Origin of the sequence: Dorea sp. MB18-49, assembly GCF_023669465.1 — a bacterium.
Classification (GTDB): Bacteria; Bacillota; Clostridia; order Lachnospirales; family Lachnospiraceae; genus Dorea_A; species Dorea_A longicatena.
The window spans coordinates 55828-72717 of record NZ_JAMOYX010000007.1; the positions used below are offsets into that span (position 1 = coordinate 55828).

A 16890-nucleotide genomic window follows, 5' to 3' on the forward strand; every position below is an offset into this window, starting at 1 on the left:
TCTTTTTTGCGAAAAAATGCTCTAGGATTTTAGAATGACAGGTGTTATAATAGGCAGGGTCAAGAATCAAAAAAGGAGCAGAACGAAAAATGAATATTCGACAGGTGACAGACGGGAAAGAAGATTATATAGAATTACTTCGAGCTGGTGACCCGGATGAATCCAGAATTCGAAAATTGCTGGAAAAAGGAGAACTGTTCTTACTGGAAGAACACGGAAAGCTCCGCACACTTTGTATAGTGATATTTTCAGAAGAAAAGAAATGTGAGATTAAGAATATCGTAACCATAAAAAAGGATCAGGGAAAAGGTTACGGCAGATATATGATACATTATATATGTGAACATTACTGTGCGCAGTATGACTGGGTATATATGAAGAAGGAACGTTGCCTGGACATCATGGAATTTTGCGAAAAATGCGGATTTTCCGATGAAGATGAGAAATATCTGAAAAAAGAACTGATGTCTGAGATTGATACAAAACGTGTGATCAATCTCGCGATGGAAGCAGGACGGATGCTTCTGAAAAACGGAGGAGAAATTTTTCGTGTGGAAGAGACGATGATGCGGATCTGTCATAGATTTGGAGTGAAATATGTAGATTTATTCACATTGAGTCACGGACTCTTTATTTGTGCAGGAACTGATAAAGAAAAATTATATACAAAAGTTAAACAAGTACCGCTTTCTTCTACACATCTGGGGATCGTAGCGGAAGTAAACGATCTTTCCAGAGAAATTGCAGCAGGGCATGTAGGGATAGAAGAGGCCTGGAAAAAATTAAAACAGATAAATAAAATGCCGACAAAAAGGATATCCTATCAGATTGCAGCTGCAGGTTTGAGTGCTGGGGGACTGGGATATCTGTTGGGAGGAACACCGATGGAGGCGTTTGTGGCGATTTTTGTCGGCTGTGTCGTGTTTGCGTGGTCATTGTTTGCAGGAAAACACGGAATTTCCAAAATCCTGGTTCACATTGTAGGAGGAATTATTATTGCTTCGATGGCGTTGGCAGCAATGCAGATACCGGCATTTGGAAATCTGCGGATGGAAGGAATTGTAACAGGCGGAATCATGCCATTGGTACCGGGACTTGCTTTTGTAAATGCAATCCGTGATCTGGCGGACAGTGATTATCTGGCGGGTACAGTGAAGATGATTGATGCGGTCATGGTATTTGTATATATTGCAATCGGAGTCGGGGCAGCTCTGACGGTTTATCATCATGTGTTGGGAGGCGTTTTGTGATGGTCATAAAAATTGTAGCAAATCTGGCGTGTTCGTTTATCGGGACGATAGCATATGCGGTCATGTTCCAGGTGCCCAGAAGATTTTATATAGGATGTGGAATTACGGGATCGGTGGGCTGGATGATATATAAGCTCGCTTCTGTATATTGTTCTGTTGCGGTAGCATCATTTATTGGAACAGTGTGTACTGTGCTGGTGGCAAGAATGTTGACGGTACGGCTTAAGTGTCCTATTACAATTTTCCTGATTTCGGGAATTATCACGTTAGTACCGGGTGCCGGAATATATTTTACGGCATATTATCTGGTGACCAATCAGCTTGCTATGGCAGCGGTAAAAGGATTGGGAGCGGTAAAAGTGGCTTTTGCAATCGTGCTTGGAATTGTGTGTATCGTGTCTATTCCGAGAGAAGTTTTCCAGAAAGAATATTGGATCGAGAGAAAACTCAAAAAACAGCAAAAAGGAAAGATATGATAGAAAAGGTTGCTGTCAGTTACAGACTTGTGCTACAATGAAAGGACGAATAGTGTTCTAATGTATGTAGTAATACATAGATTTCATACATTTAAAAACAATAAGAAACAGGAGATAATGATAGTTATGAGTAAGGTAAGAACAAGATTTGCACCAAGTCCTACAGGAAGAATGCATGTAGGAAACTTAAGAACAGCGTTGTATACTTATTTGATCGCAAAGCATGAAGGCGGAGATTTTATTCTCCGAATTGAGGATACAGATCAGGAACGTTTTGTGGAAGGAGCACTGGATATTATTTATCATACTCTGAAAGAAACAGGACTGGTTCACGACGAAGGTCCGGATAAAGATGGAGGAGTAGGTCCATATGTACAGAGTGAACGTAATGCACAGGGAATTTATCTGAAATATGCAAAACAGCTGATTGAACAGGGGGATGCTTATTATTGTTTCTGCGATAAAGAGCGTCTGGAATCGCTGAAGAGTAAAGTTTCAGATGAAGATGGCGGAACAGAGATTGTTGTATATGACAAGCACTGCCTGCATTTAAGTAAAGAAGAGGTTGAGGCGAATCTCGCAGCGGGAAAACCACATGTTATCCGTTTTAACATGCCTACAGAAGGCACAACAACATTCCATGATGAGATTTACGGAGATATTACAGTGCCGAATGAGGAACTGGACGATCTGATCCTGATCAAGTCAGACGGATATCCGACATATAATTTTGCCAATGTTGTCGATGATCACCTGATGGGAATTACACATGTAGTGCGCGGTAATGAATATCTGTCATCTGCACCGAAGTATAATAAGATCTATGAAGCTTTTGGATGGGATGTACCGGTATATGTTCATTGTCCGCTTATTACAGATGAGAACCATAAGAAACTGAGTAAACGTTGCGGACACTCTTCTTACGAAGATCTGATCGAGCAGGGATTTGTGACAGAGGCAGTTGTAAACTACGTAGCACTTCTTGGATGGTCACCGGAAGGAAATCAGGAGATCTTCTCACTGGAAGAACTGGTAAAAGCATTTGATTTCCATCGAATGAACAAGTCACCGGCTGTATTCGATCTTGGAAAACTGAAGTGGATGAATGGGGAATATATCAAGGCTATGGACTTCGATAAGTTTTATGAAAGAGCCGAGAAGTATGTCCGCGATGTTATTACAAAAGATTATGATCTGAAGAAGATTGCAGCACTGGTAAAATCAAGAATTGAGATTTTCCCGGATATCGAGGAACAGATTGATTTCTTTGAAGCAGTACCGGAATATGATACAGCTATGTACTGCCATAAAAAGATGAAAACGAATGAAGAAAATTCACTGGAAGTATTAAAAGAAGTTCTGCCGCTGCTGGAAGCTCAGGAAGATTACAGTAATGATGCATTATTTGCACTTCTTAAAAAGTATGTTGATGAGAAGGGCGTGAAAGTAGGATATGTAATGTGGCCAATCCGTACTGCAGTTTCCGGAAAACAGAGCACGCCGGGTGGTGCAACAGAGATTATGGAAATTCTTGGAAAAGAAGAATCTGTAAAACGTATTAAAGACGGAATTGAATTATTAAGCAAGTAAGGGGATTCTATGAGTTTAAATCATGCTCAGACAGAGGCAGTCGCCCATAATAAAGGACCATGTATGGTCCTTGCCGGTCCCGGTTCAGGGAAAACTCTAACCATTGCAAAGAGAATAGAATATCTGATCATGAAGCATAAGGTAAGGCCAGAAGAAATTCTGGTCATTACCTTTACTAAGTATGCGGCTTGGGAGATGAAAAACAGGACCCGAAGTATATGTGGCCCTTCTTCTTATGCAGTAACATTCGGCACATTTCATGGAATATATTATGGAATTTTGAAATGGGCGTATCGCCTGAATCAGTCGAATCTTTTATCGGATGAAGAAAAGTACAGGATATTAAGAGAAATTTTACCCGGAATTGACTGGGATCAGGAACCGGAGGCAGATGAAGAAAAAGATTATCTGCAGGAACTGGCGATCGAGATAGGAAATGTAAAAAATAACTGTATGGATATTGAAGAATATGAGCCGGTGAAATATACGACAGAGAAATTCCGCAAACTGTACAGAACCTATGAGGAGACAAAAAAGAAATATCGTAAAATTGATTTTGAGGATATGCTGATACAGTGCAGAGATCTTTTTATGAAACGGCCGGATATCCTGAAAAAATGGCAGGAAAAATTTCAGTATATTCTTGTAGATGAATTTCAGGATGTGAATCAGGCACAATATGATGTGGTACGGATGCTGGCGGCGCCTCAGGACAATCTGTTTGTGGTAGGGGATGATGATCAGTCAGTGTATGGATTCAGAGGGGCAAAGCCGGGAATCATGATGGAATTTATGAAGGATTATCCAAAGGCCAGACAGATCCTTCTGGATGTCAATTATCGCAGCAGCGGATATATTGTAAAAGGGGCTTTGCGTGTGATCGGAAATAATAAAATCCGGTTTGAAAAAAAGATAGAGGCATTCAGGAAACCAGATGAGACAGTTCATGTTCAGGAAGTAAAAGATCCGGTGCAGGAAGCGGAATATGTGTTGGAAAGGATTCGCGAATACCGGGAAAAAGGTGTATCGTATACGGAAATGGCTGTATTGTACAGGACAAATGTGGATGCAAGGGCAATGTCAGAACTGATGACGGAGTATCAGATCCCGTTTGTGATGAAAGAACATCTGAATAACATTTATGAGCATTTTATAGCACTTGATATGATCAGTTATCTCCGTTTGTCACAGGGAGAATATGACAGAAAATATTTTCTCCAGATTGCGAACCGGCCAAACCGCTATCTTACAAGAGAGAGTATGAAGACAGGAAATGTTTCTTATGAATCACTCCGGAGATATTACCGGGATAAAGACTGGATGGTTGACAGAATCGATCAGCTGGAATGGGACATGAAGATGATCTGTGACAAGACACCGTATGCAGCCATTCAATATATACGGAAACGCATGGGATATGATGAGTTCCTGAAGGAATATGCAGCATACAGAAAGATTTCTTCGGAAGATCTTTTTGCAGTGCTCGAAGAAATCTGGCAGAACTCCAAGGGGTATGGCACCATAAAAGAATGGTTTGAACATATTGAAAGTTATGGAAAAATGCTGAAAGAACAGAATAAGAAAAACGGAGAAAAAGAAGGGGTAAACCTGATGACAATGCATGCTGCAAAGGGACTTGAGTTTGATACCGTATTCGTGATTGAAGCAAATGAGGGAAGCTGCCCATACAAGAAAGCAACTACCGACGAAGAAATAGAAGAAGAACGCCGGCTTTTTTATGTGGCGATGACAAGAGCGAAGAGAAAGCTGGTTATCAGTTATGTAAAAGAAAAAAACGGGAAAGATCTTCTCCCTTCCCGTTTTGTATCCGAATTACTCCTCAATGTCTGATTCGTCGAATTCCTGAGAATCCATCCATTCATCAAATGCATCCGCTGCAATTTCATATTCTTCATCGTCTTCAATGTTGCCGAGGTCAGGTTCGCCGTCCTCGGTTTCATTATACTGATAAAGATAAACATCACCAGCTTCATTCGGCTCAAGATTTTCGTCCAGAGGCAGCAGGGCAATGTATTCCTTGCCTGCAGCTTCATATACTGTGAGGATTGCACATTCGATGACTTCGTCATTGTCAAGTGTAAGCTCTACTGTGGTGTAGCCTTCTGTTTCCTTTGTGTCGCTCATATCATAGTCTCCTTTACTAATTTTAAAACTTATCTTAACTTTAACAAAGAAAGCGATAAAAAGCAAGATGATAGTAGTCAAACAGACAAAAATGTTGTAGAATGTAGCTGTATGTAACGCAATAATAAGGAGGAATAACAACATGATGAAGAAGAGAATGTTAGGAGTGATCGCAGTATTACTCGTATGCATTTTCGCATTATCCGCATGCAAAAAGGAAGCAGGAAAACCAGTGGATAATGCAGTCAGTGAGGATACAACAGATGATTCGGAGGATACAGATCAGACAGATGATGCAGGAAAGTACAAATTTGGCTTTTCTGTAATTGATATGCAGAATCCGTATTTTATAACACTTGAAGAGGCCGTACAGCAGGTCGTGGATAAAGAAGAGTGCACAATGGTAGTAAAAGACCCGTCATCGAATGCGGATACGCAGGCGGAGCAGATACAGGAGATGATCGATGAGGGGATTAATGCAATCTTTCTTTGCCCGGTAGACTGGGAAAAGATTACTCCGTCATTACAGGCTTTGCAAGAGGCTGGTGTGAAGATCATCAATATAGATTCACAGGTGAAAGATACAGACTATATAGATGCCTATGTCGGTTCTAATAACAGCGAAGCGGGTAAGCTCTGTGGTAATGACCTGATTGAAAAGTATCCGGATGGCGGGACAGTGGCGATTCTGGAGGCAACAAAGCAGAATTCGATCAATGACCGTATTACGGGATTTGAGCAGACAATTGCCAAAGCGGAAAAAGGATTTGAAGTCGTAGCAAGAGAAGATACCAACGGAACGTTCGACAGTGCACTGGAAGCTGCAAAAAAGATTCTGAATGAACAGCCGGATATTACTGCGATTATGTGTGGAAATGATCAGATGGCCGTGGCAGCTAAGACTGCATTGAATCTTGCTGGAAATGATCAGACGGTTGTATACAGTATAGACGGCTCTCCGGATATAAAAAAAGAATTAAAAAAGGCAGATGGTCAGATTGCAGGAACCGTTGCACAGTCGCCGGTCAACATCGGAAAGAAAGCGGTTGATATTGCATTGGATATTCTGGAGGGGAAAGATTTTGAAAAAGAGACATCCGTAGATGTATTTATGATCAATAAAGAGAATGTTGAAATGTATGGCGCAGATGGATGGCAATAGGCGTCAGCAGACAATGGGAAGGAAATAATATGAGAGAGGTTCAGGGATATCCGTTACCGCTGGGGGTTCAGATCAGTGAGAACAAAATAAATTTTTCGATTGCAGTTCCGACAGAGAAAAAATGTCAGCTGTTAATATATCGTGCAGGAAGAAAACGACTGTACAGACAATTTGAGATGGAGACGGCAGTGGGAGAAGTACGCTGTATTGCACTTACGGATATCGAACCGGCAGAGTATGAGTATAATTATTTGATTGATGGTGAGGTTGTTGTGGATCCTTATGTGCAGGCGCTGGCTGGAAGAGAGCATTGGGGTGTAAAAAAAGAGACCGCCAGACATGAAATCAGAGGCCGTTTTCTGTCACAGGAGTATGACTGGGAGGGAGACCACACTTTACAGATCCCTTATCATCAGGTAATTGCCTACAGTCTGCATGTAAGGGGATTTACAAGACATGCTTCGTCGAAGGTAAAGTCGAAAGGAACGTTTCAGGGGATTATAGAAAAGATAGATTATCTTACAGATCTTGGAATTAATCAGATCCATTGTATGCCGGTGTATGAATTTGAGGAATGCCAGACATATAGAAATTACTGGGGATATGGAGAAGGGTTCTATTTTGCTCCTAAGAGTGCATATTCTTCGGATGGTGATGGGGCCAGAGGACTTAAGGATATGGTCAAAGCATGCCATAAAGCCGGAATAGAGGTTGTGCTTGAAATGCCGTTCTGTACAGGTGCAGATAAGATGATGATGCTGGAATGCCTGCGGTATTATGTGATGGAATATCATATAGATGGTTTTATACTGAACCCATTGGTCATTCCGATAGAAAGTGTTCATGCAGATCCGGTTTTGAAAAAAACAAAGATAATGGAACACGAACTGGGATTCCAGACAGTGATGCGTCGTTTCCTTAAAGGCGATGAAGGCATGATTCCGGATGTGATTTACTGGCTTAAGCATCATTCAGAGAAACAGGGAATATTTAATTGTATTACAGATCAGAACGGTTTTACTTTAAATGATCTTGTATCCTATGACTCAAAACACAATGAGGAAAATGGAGAAAAGAATCAGGACGGACCGGATTATAATTACAGCTGGAACTGTGGGGCGGAAGGGCCAAGCAGGAAAAAAGCTGTTACAGAACTTCGAAAACATCAGATTTATAATGCGTTTTTCCTGTTACTTCTTTCACAAGGAACACCATGTATACTGGCAGGAGATGAATTCGGTAACACCCAAAAGGGCAATAATAATGTTTACTGCCAGGACAATTCTGTCGGATGGACGGACTGGCGGGGGCTGGAAAAGAAAAAGGCGTTACATGATTTTGTTAAAAAACTGATTTTATTTAGAAAAGAGCATGATCTTCTGACACCCGAGAGGGAACTTCAGGGGATTGATCTGAGTTGCTGTGGCGTTCCTGATGTATCGTATCATGGCGAGGAAGCTTGGCAGGTGCCGAAAGAAGTATCAAGCAGACAGCTTGGAGTATATTACAGTGGAGCCCGGACGAAGAATGCGGATTGCTATGTGGCATATAATATGCACTGGCTGGAGCACGTATTTGCGCTGCCGGCGTTGCCTAAGGGATATGGGTGGTATGTAAGAGCAACGACAGATCGTGGAATTCTGGATTACCCGGAACTTTTAAAAGACCAGAGAAAAGCAGAGTTAAAAGAGAGGTCGATCGTGGTGTTTACGGCGGACCGGATTGTGGAGGTTGAGACGAAGAAAAATGAAAGCATTACAACACTTACAGACGATCAATCATCATAAATATCTTGTTATGAAAGAATGTTTTGAAGTAGGACTTTATAAGCAGGGCCTTCTTCATGATATGTCAAAATATTCTCCGACGGAGTTCCTTGTGGGATGTAAGTACTATCAGGGAAATCGAAGTCCGAATAATGCGGAAAGAGAAGCAACCGGATATTCCCGGGCATGGCTTCATCATAAAGGACGGAATAAGCATCATTATGAATACTGGATTGATTATAGTGTGACACCGGGAGAAGGCATGGTTGGTTTGAAAATGCCGCTTCGGTACGTGGTAGAGATGTTCATGGATCGTATTGCAGCTTCAAAGACTTACCAGGGAGAAGCATACAGAAACTGGCATCCATTGGAATATTACGAAAAGGGTGCGGCAAGACTTGGAAAAATGATTCATCCGGATACGGCAAAACTTTTGCATGAATTGTTAGAGATGCTGGCCGAAGAAGGAGAAGAAAAAACTTTTTCATACATTAAGCATGTACTGCTGAAACAGAAGAAATATTAACAGTTTATGCAATAGTTCAAAAAAATTAAAAAATTTCAAAAAAACTGTTGACAGAATAACAATTCTCATGTATTATATATCTTGTCTTCGCGAGAGAGCAAAGATGAATGCGGAAGTGTCGGAACTGGCAGACGAGCAAGACTAAGGATCTTGTAAGCATTGCGCTTGTGTGGGTTCAAGTCCCATCTTCCGCAGTTACCTTTCTTGATAGAAAGGTGAAAATTACATAATGAATGCGCGGAAGTGTCGGAACTGGCAGACGAGCAAGACTAAGGATCTTGTAAGCATTGCGCTTGTGTGGGTTCAAGTCCCATCTTCCGCATTCATCATTAGAAAAGAACTTTCATTTATATGGAAGTTCTTTTTTGTTTCTATATCCATAATACCCCAATATATCGTTATACACGAAAAAGTCAATAAAAAAAGCAAAAAATTAAAGGAAAGCAAAAAGTTTTGTCGAATAATAATAATGAGGAGATTCAAAATGTATTATTCTGATGAGATTATTGAAGAAGTAAGATCAAGAAATGATATCGTAGATGTGATATCTACTTATGTAAAACTGCAGAAAAAAGGAAGCTCATATTTTGGCCTGTGCCCGTTTCATAATGAAAAGTCTCCTTCTTTTTCTGTCAGCAGACAGAAGCAGATGTATTATTGCTTTGGATGCGGGGCAGGAGGAAATGTATTTACATTTTTGATGGAGTATGAGAATTATACATTTGTTGAAGCGTTGAAATATCTGGCAGACCGGGCAGGAGTGGAACTTCCGGAGGAAGAGTATTCCAGAGAAGCAAAAGAACGTGCGGATACCAGAGCGATACTTCTGGAGATCAACAAAGCTGCAGCACAGTATTATTATATACAGCTTAAGAGCAGCCGGGGTGCGGTCGGACTGGAATATTTTAAAAAGCGTAAGCTTAGTGATGAGACCATTAAGGCGTTCGGGCTGGGTTATTCGAATAAGTACAGCGATGACCTGTATCGGTATCTGAAGTCCAAAGGGTATAAAGATGATATGATTGCCAAGGCGGGATTGATCAGCATTGATGAAAAGAACGGGGTGTATGACAAGTTCTGGAATCGTGTGATGTTTCCGATCATGGATGTCAACAGCCGGGTGATCGGATTTGGCGGCCGTGTTATGGGCGATGCAAAGCCAAAATACCTGAACTCCCCGGAGACAATGATTTTTGATAAAAGCCGGAATCTGTATGGCCTGAACCGGGCAAGGCGTACCAAAAAGCCATATTTCCTTTTGTGTGAGGGCTATATGGACGTGATATCATTGCATCAGGCAGGATTTACCAATGCGGTTGCATCACTGGGTACAGCACTGACACCGGGACATGCTGCACTGATTCACAGGTATGTACAGGAAGTGTATCTGACTTATGACAGTGACGGGGCCGGTACAAGGGCGGCATTAAGAGCGATGCCAATCCTGAGAGATGCCGGAATCACAGCAAAGATCATAAGAATGGAACCGTATAAGGACCCGGATGAATTTATTAAGAATCTGGGTGCAGAAGCATTTGAAGAGCGAATCGCAAGTGCGAGAAATGTATTCATGTACAGTCTGGAAGTCCTGGAGAAAGACTATGATATGAATTCACCGGAAGGAAAGACGGAGTTCATGAAGGAGACGGCAAGAAGGCTTACACAGTTTGAAGAAGAAATTGAACGTAATAATTACATAGAAGCAGTGGCAAAGGCCTATCATGTCGGATTTGAAGAGCTTCGAAAATTGGTCGGTAAGATGGCGGTACAGACAGGACTTGCAAAGCCTGCAGAAAGACCGAGGGAGATACAAAATAACAGGAAGAATAAAAAAGAAGACGGAATTTTAGTATCCCAGAAGGTGCTGCTTACATGGCTGATTGAAAGTGAAGAGATTTTTCACCAGATTGAAAAGTATATTACACCGGAAGATTTTTCGGAAGGACTTTTCAGAAAAGTGGCAGAACTTTTATATGAACAGTATGAAAAACATGAAGCCAATCCGGCGCAGATTATGAATCATTTTACAGATGAAGAGGAACATCGGGAAGTGGCAGGACTGTTCCACACGAAGATCAAAGAACTGACAACGGTGAAGGAGCAGGAAAAGGCACTGCAGGAGACAATTCTGAGAGTCAAGGAACACAGCATTGAAGAAGCAACAAAGAATCTGGATCCTACAGATATTCAGGGATTGCAGCGCCTGATGAATGAAAAAAGAAAGATGCAGGATCTTCGGACACTGCATATTTCCATTAATTAAGGATAAAATATAAACAAGCAATGAGAGGATGGACATTACATGGACGAAAATATTGTAAAATTCCAGGAAAAATTAAGAGAACTTGTATCACTTGGAAAAAAGAAAAAGGGAATCCTGGAGATTCAGGAAATTAATGATTTCTTCTCTGATATGGAACTGGATTCAGATCAGATGGAGAAGGTATTTGATTACCTGGAAGCAAACAACGTTGATGTGCTCAGAATCAGTAATGACGATGATGATATTCCGGATGAAATCGTAATGTCAGACGAAGATGATATTGATGTAGAGAAGATTGATCTTTCGGTACCAGATGGAATCAGTATTGAAGATCCGGTACGTATGTATCTGAAGGAAATTGGAAAGGTGCCGCTTTTGTCGGCAGAAGAAGAAGTTGAACTGGCCAAAAGAATGGCAGATGGGGACGAGGAGGCAAAGAAGAGACTGGCAGAAGCAAACTTGCGTCTGGTAGTAAGTATTGCAAAACGATATGTTGGTCGTGGCATGCTGTTCCTTGACCTGATCCAGGAGGGAAATCTGGGACTGATTAAGGCAGTAGAAAAGTTTGATTATCATAAAGGATTTAAATTCAGTACTTATGCTACGTGGTGGATCAGACAGGCTATTACAAGAGCAATTGCAGATCAGGCAAGGACAATCCGTATTCCGGTTCATATGGTTGAGACAATTAATAAACTGATCCGCGTATCCAGACAGTTACTGCAGGAACTTGGGCGTGAACCTACGCCGGAAGAGATTGCAGCTGAACTTGATATGCCGGTAGAAAGAGTAAGAGAAATCCTTAAGATTTCTCAGGAACCTGTTTCTCTGGAAACACCGATCGGTGAAGAAGAGGACAGTCATCTTGGAGATTTTATTCAGGATGATAATGTACCGGTACCGGCAGAAGCGGCAGCCCAGACACTTCTGAAAGAACAGCTTGACGAGGTTCTGGATACTCTGACAGAAAGAGAACAGAAGGTATTGCGATTAAGATTCGGTATGAACGATGGACGTGCACGCACACTGGAAGAAGTTGGAAAAGAATTTGACGTTACCCGTGAACGTATCCGTCAGATTGAGGCGAAAGCGCTCAGAAAGCTCCGTCATCCGAGCCGCAGCAGAAAATTAAGAGATTATTTAGATTAAGAAAAGAGGCGCCTATGGAACTATCAAAGAGACTGCAGGCAGTTGCAGATCTGGTGACAGAGGGCGCTTCTGTTGCAGATATCGGTACAGATCATGGTTATATTCCTATTTATCTTATAGAACACAATATAGCCGGAAAGGTGATCGCACTCGATATTAACAGAGGCCCGTTGGAGAGAGCCAGAATGCATGTGGTCGGACATGGACTGAAAGGGAAAATAGAGACAAGACTTTCGGACGGACTTGAAAAAGTGCTTCCGGGAGAAGTGGATACAATGATCGCTGCAGGCATGGGTGGAGGACTGGTGATTAAAATTCTGACAGAAGGATATCCGGTAGTAGAAATTTTGGATACAATGATCCTGCAGCCGCAATCTGAGATTGGTAAGGTGAGAAGATTTTTAAATGAACATAATCTTCAGATTACCGAGGAAAATATGGTTGAGGAAGATGGAAAATTTTATCCAATGATGAAAGTCATACACGGAAAAAAAGAAGAATATACAATATGTGAATATACATATGGCAAACGTCTGCTTTTGGAACAGCATCCTGTCCTGAAAAAATATCTGGACAGAGAGATGCAGATTAAAGAGAGTGTATTTCAACAACTTTTTAAACATCAGAACAGTGCAAGTGCTGCCGAGAGAATGGAAGAACTGAAACAGGAAATCATACTGACACAAGAGGCTTTAAAGTATTACGAGTAGAAGAAAGGGAGTATGTAAGATGTTGTGTAAAGATGTAATGTATGAGATTGAGAAAGAATATCCGCTTAATTATGCGCTGTCGTGGGACAATGTAGGACTTCTGGTGGGAAGAGATGATAAGGAAGTAAAAAGGATTTATATTGCATTAGATGCCACAGATGAAGTAATAGATGAAGCTGTCAGGACAGGAGCAGATATGTTGATTACACATCATCCGATGATATTTTCACCGATTAAGAGAATCCATAATCTGGATTTTGTCGGAGAACGTATCTTAAAACTGATACAGAACGATATTTCTTATTATGCTATGCATACGAATTATGATGTACTGGGAATGGCAGACCTTTCCGGGGATAAGATGAATATGAAGAATGCAGAAATTCTGGAAGTAACTGCAGAAGGGGATATAGGGAAAGAAGATGAACCCGAAGGGATCGGAAGAGTATCTGATCTTGAGACACCGATGACTCTCAGAGAATGCTGTGAAGATGTGAAGTCTGCATTTCATCTGGGGGCAGTAAAGGTATTCGGTAATCTGGAAGAAAAAGTAAAAAGAATAGCAATCTGTCCGGGTTCCGGTAAAAGTGTGATTCAGGCGGCACTGGATAAGAATGCGGATGTTCTGATCACAGGAGATATCGGACATCATGAAGGAATTGATGCGGTAGCCCAGGGACTGGCAATCATCGATGGCGGACATTATGGGATTGAACATATCTTTATTGAAGATATGAGACAGTATCTTGAAAAACATCTCAGTGAGGTTGAGATTGTTGCGGCACCGATCAGTCATCCGTTCCTGATCGTCTGATTCCATACATAACCCGGAGAGAAGAAATGAGGTGCAGGTATGAATGAAGTTTTTTATACAGTTCAGGTAGGGGACTGTGACAGAAAGTTTCGGGAAGGAACAACATATCTGGATATTGCAAAAGAATATCAGCATGAATATGAGCACGATATAGTATTAGTATTTGTTGATGGAAGGTTACAGGAATTATTTAAAACATTAAAAAAAGACTGTAAACTTGAGTTTGTGACGACTGCAGATTCGCTTGGATATAAAGCGTATCGCAGAAGTATGAGCCTGATGCTTGTAAAAGCGGTATATGATGTGGCAGAACATAAGAATATCGATAAAGTCCGTATTCATTATTCTGTAAGTAAAGGGTATTATTGTACGATAGAAGGCAATATAGAACTCACACAAGAGTTTCTGGATAAGGTAGAGAGACGGATGAGGACAATGGTAGAAAAGAATCTGCCGATTCAGAAAAAAAGTGTGCATACAGACGATGCGATTGCAATGTTTGGAGAGCATGGGATGCATGACAAAGAACGATTGTTTCATTATCGAAGGGTATCACGTGTGAATATTTACAGTATGAATGAATTTGAAGATTATTATTATGGATATATGGTTCCGAGTGCCGGATATTTAAAATATTTCAAATTATATTTGTATGATGAAGGGTTTGTAATTCAGATGCCGACCCAGGGTGAGCCGGAAAAAGTACCTCCGTTTGAACCACAGAACCAGCTGTTTCATGTGTTACAGGAATCAACGAAATGGGGAGATGCTCAGGGAATAGAAACGGTAGGTGATTTGAACGATAAAATTACCAGAAGTGATGTGAATGAACTGGTACTGGTACAGGAAGCGCTTCAGGAAGAAAAAATAGCGCAGATTGCGGAACAGGTCAGAGTACGTTCGGATGTTCGATTTGTACTGATCGCGGGGCCGTCTTCCTCCAGTAAGACAACGTTTTCTCATCGTTTGTCTGTACAGCTCAGGGCGAATGGACTGTGCCCGTATCCAATTGCAGTGGACAATTATTTTAAAGAACGTGAAGAGACTCCGAAAGATGAGAATGGCAATTATGACTTTGAGGGGCTGGGAGCGGTAGATGTAGAACTGTTTAATCGTCAGCTTCAGGAACTTCTCGATGGAAAAGAAGTGGTAATACCAGAATTTAATTTTGTCACGGGACACAAAGAATATAAGGGCAGACCGAAAAAGTTAAAGGAAAATGAAGTGCTTGTAATAGAAGGAATTCATTGCCTGAATCCGGAATTAACCAGAAATCTTCCGGATGAGAACAAGTTTAAAATATATATCAGTGCACTCACGCAGCTGAATATTGATGAACATAATCGGATTCCGACAACAGATGGGCGTCTGATCCGCAGAATTGTCCGAGATGCGAGAACGAGAGGAACTTCTGCAAAAGAAACTATCCGTATGTGGCCGTCTGTACGAAAAGGTGAGGAGTGTAATATATTCCCATATCAGGAGGAAGCGGATGTGATGTTCAATTCTGCATTGATTTATGAACTGGCAGTATTGAAACCATATGTAGAAGCACAGCTTTTTGGAATTGAAAGAGAGTGTCCGGAATATCTGGAAGCGAAACGTTTGTTAAAGTTCCTGGATTATTTTGTAGGGATCGGAAGCGAGAATGTGCCGGCAAATTCACTTTTAAGGGAGTTTATCGGTGGCGGATGTTTCCATGTATAATGTATAAAGTATAAATGCAAAAGAACCTGTCGTCGTCAGCTTCTTTTGCATTTTTGGGTATAACAAAGTATGCAAGAGAAGTTGCCGGTGGCAAGTTCTATGTATCAACATGCGTTCGGAAGAAGCAGTCACCTATTAAAGATAAATATTTTTGAGATATTCAATACGCGAAGTCATATTCTGCATCAGGAGATCTGTAAGTGTAATTGCAGCCATGGATTCCACTACAACAACCGCACGTGGAACGATAACCGGATCATGTCGTCCAGAAATAGCAATTTCGATGTTTTCTCCGGCAGTGTTTACTGTTTTCTGTGGTTGGGAAATAGATGGTGTCGGTTTGATGGCTGCGCGTAATATAATGGAACTTCCATCGCTGATACCGCCGAGAATCCCCCCACTATGGTTGGTCTGCTTCAAAACTTGTCCGTTTTCGGAGATGAAAGAATCATTGTTGATACTTCCTTTGGAAGATGTAACAGAGAATCCATCACCGATTTCTACACCTTTGACAGCCCCGATTGACATAACGGCTTTGGCGAGGGAAGCATCCAGTTTGTCAAAAACGGGCTCCCCGACACCTGCGGGCATACCTTCAATAATACATTCAATCAGACCGCCGGACGAATCCTGATCAGAAATACATTGTTCCAAATAGGCAGCTGCCTGCTGTGCGTATTCCGAATTTGGCATATAAAGGCGGTTTTCATTAATTACAGAATAATCATAGGCATCGGAAGGAATGGATACAGGACCGATTGCTTTGGTATAGGTAGTAAGTTTTATTCCAAGACATTCAAGAATGCGGGAAGCGACAGCTCCGCCGGCAACGCGTCCAATAGTTTCTCTTCCGGAAGTACGTCCGCCGCCGCGATAGTCACGTAATCCGTATTTTTTATCAAATGTATAATCGGCATGCCCCGGACGATAGCAGTCTTTGATATTGCTGTAATCATGAGAACGCTGATCGTTATTACGGACTACGAGAGAAATAGGTGTTCCGGTTGTATACCCTTCAAAAACGCCGGAAAGAATCTCGACTGTATCCGATTCTCTGCGGGCAGTAGTGAATTCACTTTGACCAGGTTTTCTGCGGTCAAGAAATGCCTGTATATAATCAGTGGTGAGAGGAATCCCGGCGGGACATCCGTCTACGACGACTCCGAGAGCCGGTCCATGGGATTCACCCCAGGTTGTGATCCTGAATAAAGTTCCAAAAGTTGATCCTGCCATATCTGTGTCTCCTTAGTTCGTATGTATTCGGTCATAAAAGATTGTGTTATTATATAAAATATATTATATAAAAAAAGCATCGAAGCCGCAATCATAAAT

General features: G+C 41.5%; 14 protein-coding genes and 2 tRNA genes. 14 read left to right on the forward strand and 2 right to left on the reverse strand.

The genetic code is table 11. From position 1 onward, the window contains the following. Nucleotides 1-89 precede the first annotated feature (89 nt). From NCY30_RS04095 to NCY30_RS04110, 4 genes are all read left to right on the forward strand, one after another. Nucleotides 90-1250: a threonine/serine exporter family protein gene (locus NCY30_RS04095; RefSeq protein WP_006426761.1), complete on the forward strand. Its 1161-nt coding sequence runs from the start codon at nucleotides 90-92 to the stop codon at nucleotides 1248-1250. Beyond that, a complete protein-coding gene (locus tag NCY30_RS04100) occupies nucleotides 1250-1726 on the forward strand; it encodes a threonine/serine exporter family protein (protein ID WP_006426760.1) in 477 nt (158 codons plus the stop codon). The genes NCY30_RS04095 and NCY30_RS04100 overlap by 1 nt, the downstream gene beginning before the upstream one ends. 126 nt (nucleotides 1727-1852) lie before the next feature. Then, nucleotides 1853-3316: a glutamate--tRNA ligase gene (gene gltX, locus NCY30_RS04105; RefSeq protein WP_022416055.1), complete on the forward strand. Its 1464-nt coding sequence runs from the start codon at nucleotides 1853-1855 to the stop codon at nucleotides 3314-3316. A 9-nt stretch (nucleotides 3317-3325) separates the two neighbouring features. Beyond that, on the forward strand, nucleotides 3326-5167 hold the full coding sequence (locus tag NCY30_RS04110; RefSeq protein ID WP_215727055.1) for an ATP-dependent helicase: 1842 nt from the start codon (nucleotides 3326-3328) through the stop codon (nucleotides 5165-5167). On the opposite strand, the gene NCY30_RS04115 is transcribed toward NCY30_RS04110, so the two are convergent. After that, nucleotides 5150-5461, reverse strand: coding sequence for a DUF1292 domain-containing protein (locus NCY30_RS04115; protein WP_022416057.1), 312 nt, complete (start codon nucleotides 5459-5461; stop codon nucleotides 5150-5152). The two genes, NCY30_RS04110 and NCY30_RS04115, sit on opposite strands and share 18 nt — an antisense overlap. A 142-nt stretch (nucleotides 5462-5603) precedes the next feature. Between NCY30_RS04115 and NCY30_RS04120 the strand changes: the two genes are divergently transcribed. From NCY30_RS04120 to NCY30_RS04165, 10 genes are all read left to right on the forward strand, one after another. After that, nucleotides 5604-6623, forward strand: coding sequence for a sugar ABC transporter substrate-binding protein (locus tag NCY30_RS04120; RefSeq protein ID WP_139009586.1), 1020 nt, complete (start codon nucleotides 5604-5606; stop codon nucleotides 6621-6623). Between the two features lie 29 nt (nucleotides 6624-6652). Continuing rightward, complete coding sequence (locus NCY30_RS04125; protein ID WP_250818497.1) at nucleotides 6653-8410, forward strand: alpha-amylase family glycosyl hydrolase; 1758 nt, start codon at nucleotides 6653-6655, stop codon at nucleotides 8408-8410. Further along, the gene (locus tag NCY30_RS04130) at nucleotides 8370-8915 is read left to right on the forward strand and encodes a DUF5662 family protein (protein ID WP_055180977.1); all 546 of its coding nucleotides are present in this window, start codon (nucleotides 8370-8372) and stop codon (nucleotides 8913-8915) included. Before NCY30_RS04125 ends, NCY30_RS04130 begins: the two co-directional genes overlap by 41 nt. A gap of 109 nt (nucleotides 8916-9024) precedes the next feature. Further along, nucleotides 9025-9109: transfer RNA gene (locus tag NCY30_RS04135), tRNA-Leu, on the forward strand. Between the two features lie 43 nt (nucleotides 9110-9152). After that, nucleotides 9153-9237, forward strand: a tRNA-Leu gene (locus NCY30_RS04140). A 162-nt stretch (nucleotides 9238-9399) separates the two neighbouring features. After that, a complete protein-coding gene (gene dnaG, locus NCY30_RS04145) occupies nucleotides 9400-11178 on the forward strand; it encodes a DNA primase (protein ID WP_055180979.1) in 1779 nt (592 codons plus the stop codon). A gap of 39 nt (nucleotides 11179-11217) precedes the next feature. Beyond that, nucleotides 11218-12327 carry an RNA polymerase sigma factor RpoD gene (gene rpoD / locus NCY30_RS04150; RefSeq protein WP_006426751.1) on the forward strand — a complete coding sequence of 370 codons (1110 nt, stop codon included), beginning with the start codon at nucleotides 11218-11220 and terminating at the stop codon, nucleotides 12325-12327. 14 nt (nucleotides 12328-12341) lie between these two features. Further along, nucleotides 12342-13037, forward strand: a complete 696-nt coding sequence (locus NCY30_RS04155) for a tRNA (adenine(22)-N(1))-methyltransferase (RefSeq protein ID WP_006426750.1) — start codon at nucleotides 12342-12344, stop codon at nucleotides 13035-13037. A 19-nt stretch (nucleotides 13038-13056) separates the two neighbouring features. Then, nucleotides 13057-13851, forward strand: a complete 795-nt coding sequence (locus NCY30_RS04160; protein ID WP_006426749.1) for a Nif3-like dinuclear metal center hexameric protein — start codon at nucleotides 13057-13059, stop codon at nucleotides 13849-13851. 39 nt (nucleotides 13852-13890) lie between these two features. Further along, a complete protein-coding gene (locus NCY30_RS04165; protein WP_022416063.1) occupies nucleotides 13891-15558 on the forward strand; it encodes a nucleoside kinase in 1668 nt (555 codons plus the stop codon). 135 nt (nucleotides 15559-15693) lie between these two features. On the opposite strand, the gene aroC is transcribed toward NCY30_RS04165, so the two are convergent. Continuing rightward, on the reverse strand, nucleotides 15694-16791 hold the full coding sequence (aroC, locus tag NCY30_RS04170; protein WP_250818498.1) for a chorismate synthase: 1098 nt from the start codon (nucleotides 16789-16791) through the stop codon (nucleotides 15694-15696). Between the last annotated feature and the right edge of the window lie 99 nt (nucleotides 16792-16890).

Coding starts and splice junctions, on each gene's coding strand:
- NCY30_RS04095 (WP_006426761.1), top strand. CDS start 90: ATGAATATTCGACAGGTGACAGACGGGAAAGAAGATTATATAGAATTA.
- NCY30_RS04100 (WP_006426760.1), top strand. CDS start 1,250: ATGGTCATAAAAATTGTAGCAAATCTGGCGTGTTCGTTTATCGGGACG.
- gltX (WP_022416055.1), top strand. CDS start 1,853: ATGAGTAAGGTAAGAACAAGATTTGCACCAAGTCCTACAGGAAGAATG.
- NCY30_RS04110 (WP_215727055.1), top strand. CDS start 3,326: ATGAGTTTAAATCATGCTCAGACAGAGGCAGTCGCCCATAATAAAGGA.
- NCY30_RS04115 (WP_022416057.1), bottom strand. CDS start 5,461: ATGAGCGACACAAAGGAAACAGAAGGCTACACCACAGTAGAGCTTACA.
- NCY30_RS04120 (WP_139009586.1), top strand. CDS start 5,604: ATGATGAAGAAGAGAATGTTAGGAGTGATCGCAGTATTACTCGTATGC.
- NCY30_RS04125 (WP_250818497.1), top strand. CDS start 6,653: ATGAGAGAGGTTCAGGGATATCCGTTACCGCTGGGGGTTCAGATCAGT.
- NCY30_RS04130 (WP_055180977.1), top strand. CDS start 8,370: ATGAAAGCATTACAACACTTACAGACGATCAATCATCATAAATATCTT.
- dnaG (WP_055180979.1), top strand. CDS start 9,400: ATGTATTATTCTGATGAGATTATTGAAGAAGTAAGATCAAGAAATGAT.
- rpoD (WP_006426751.1), top strand. CDS start 11,218: ATGGACGAAAATATTGTAAAATTCCAGGAAAAATTAAGAGAACTTGTA.
- NCY30_RS04155 (WP_006426750.1), top strand. CDS start 12,342: ATGGAACTATCAAAGAGACTGCAGGCAGTTGCAGATCTGGTGACAGAG.
- NCY30_RS04160 (WP_006426749.1), top strand. CDS start 13,057: ATGTTGTGTAAAGATGTAATGTATGAGATTGAGAAAGAATATCCGCTT.
- NCY30_RS04165 (WP_022416063.1), top strand. CDS start 13,891: ATGAATGAAGTTTTTTATACAGTTCAGGTAGGGGACTGTGACAGAAAG.
- aroC (WP_250818498.1), bottom strand. CDS start 16,791: ATGGCAGGATCAACTTTTGGAACTTTATTCAGGATCACAACCTGGGGT.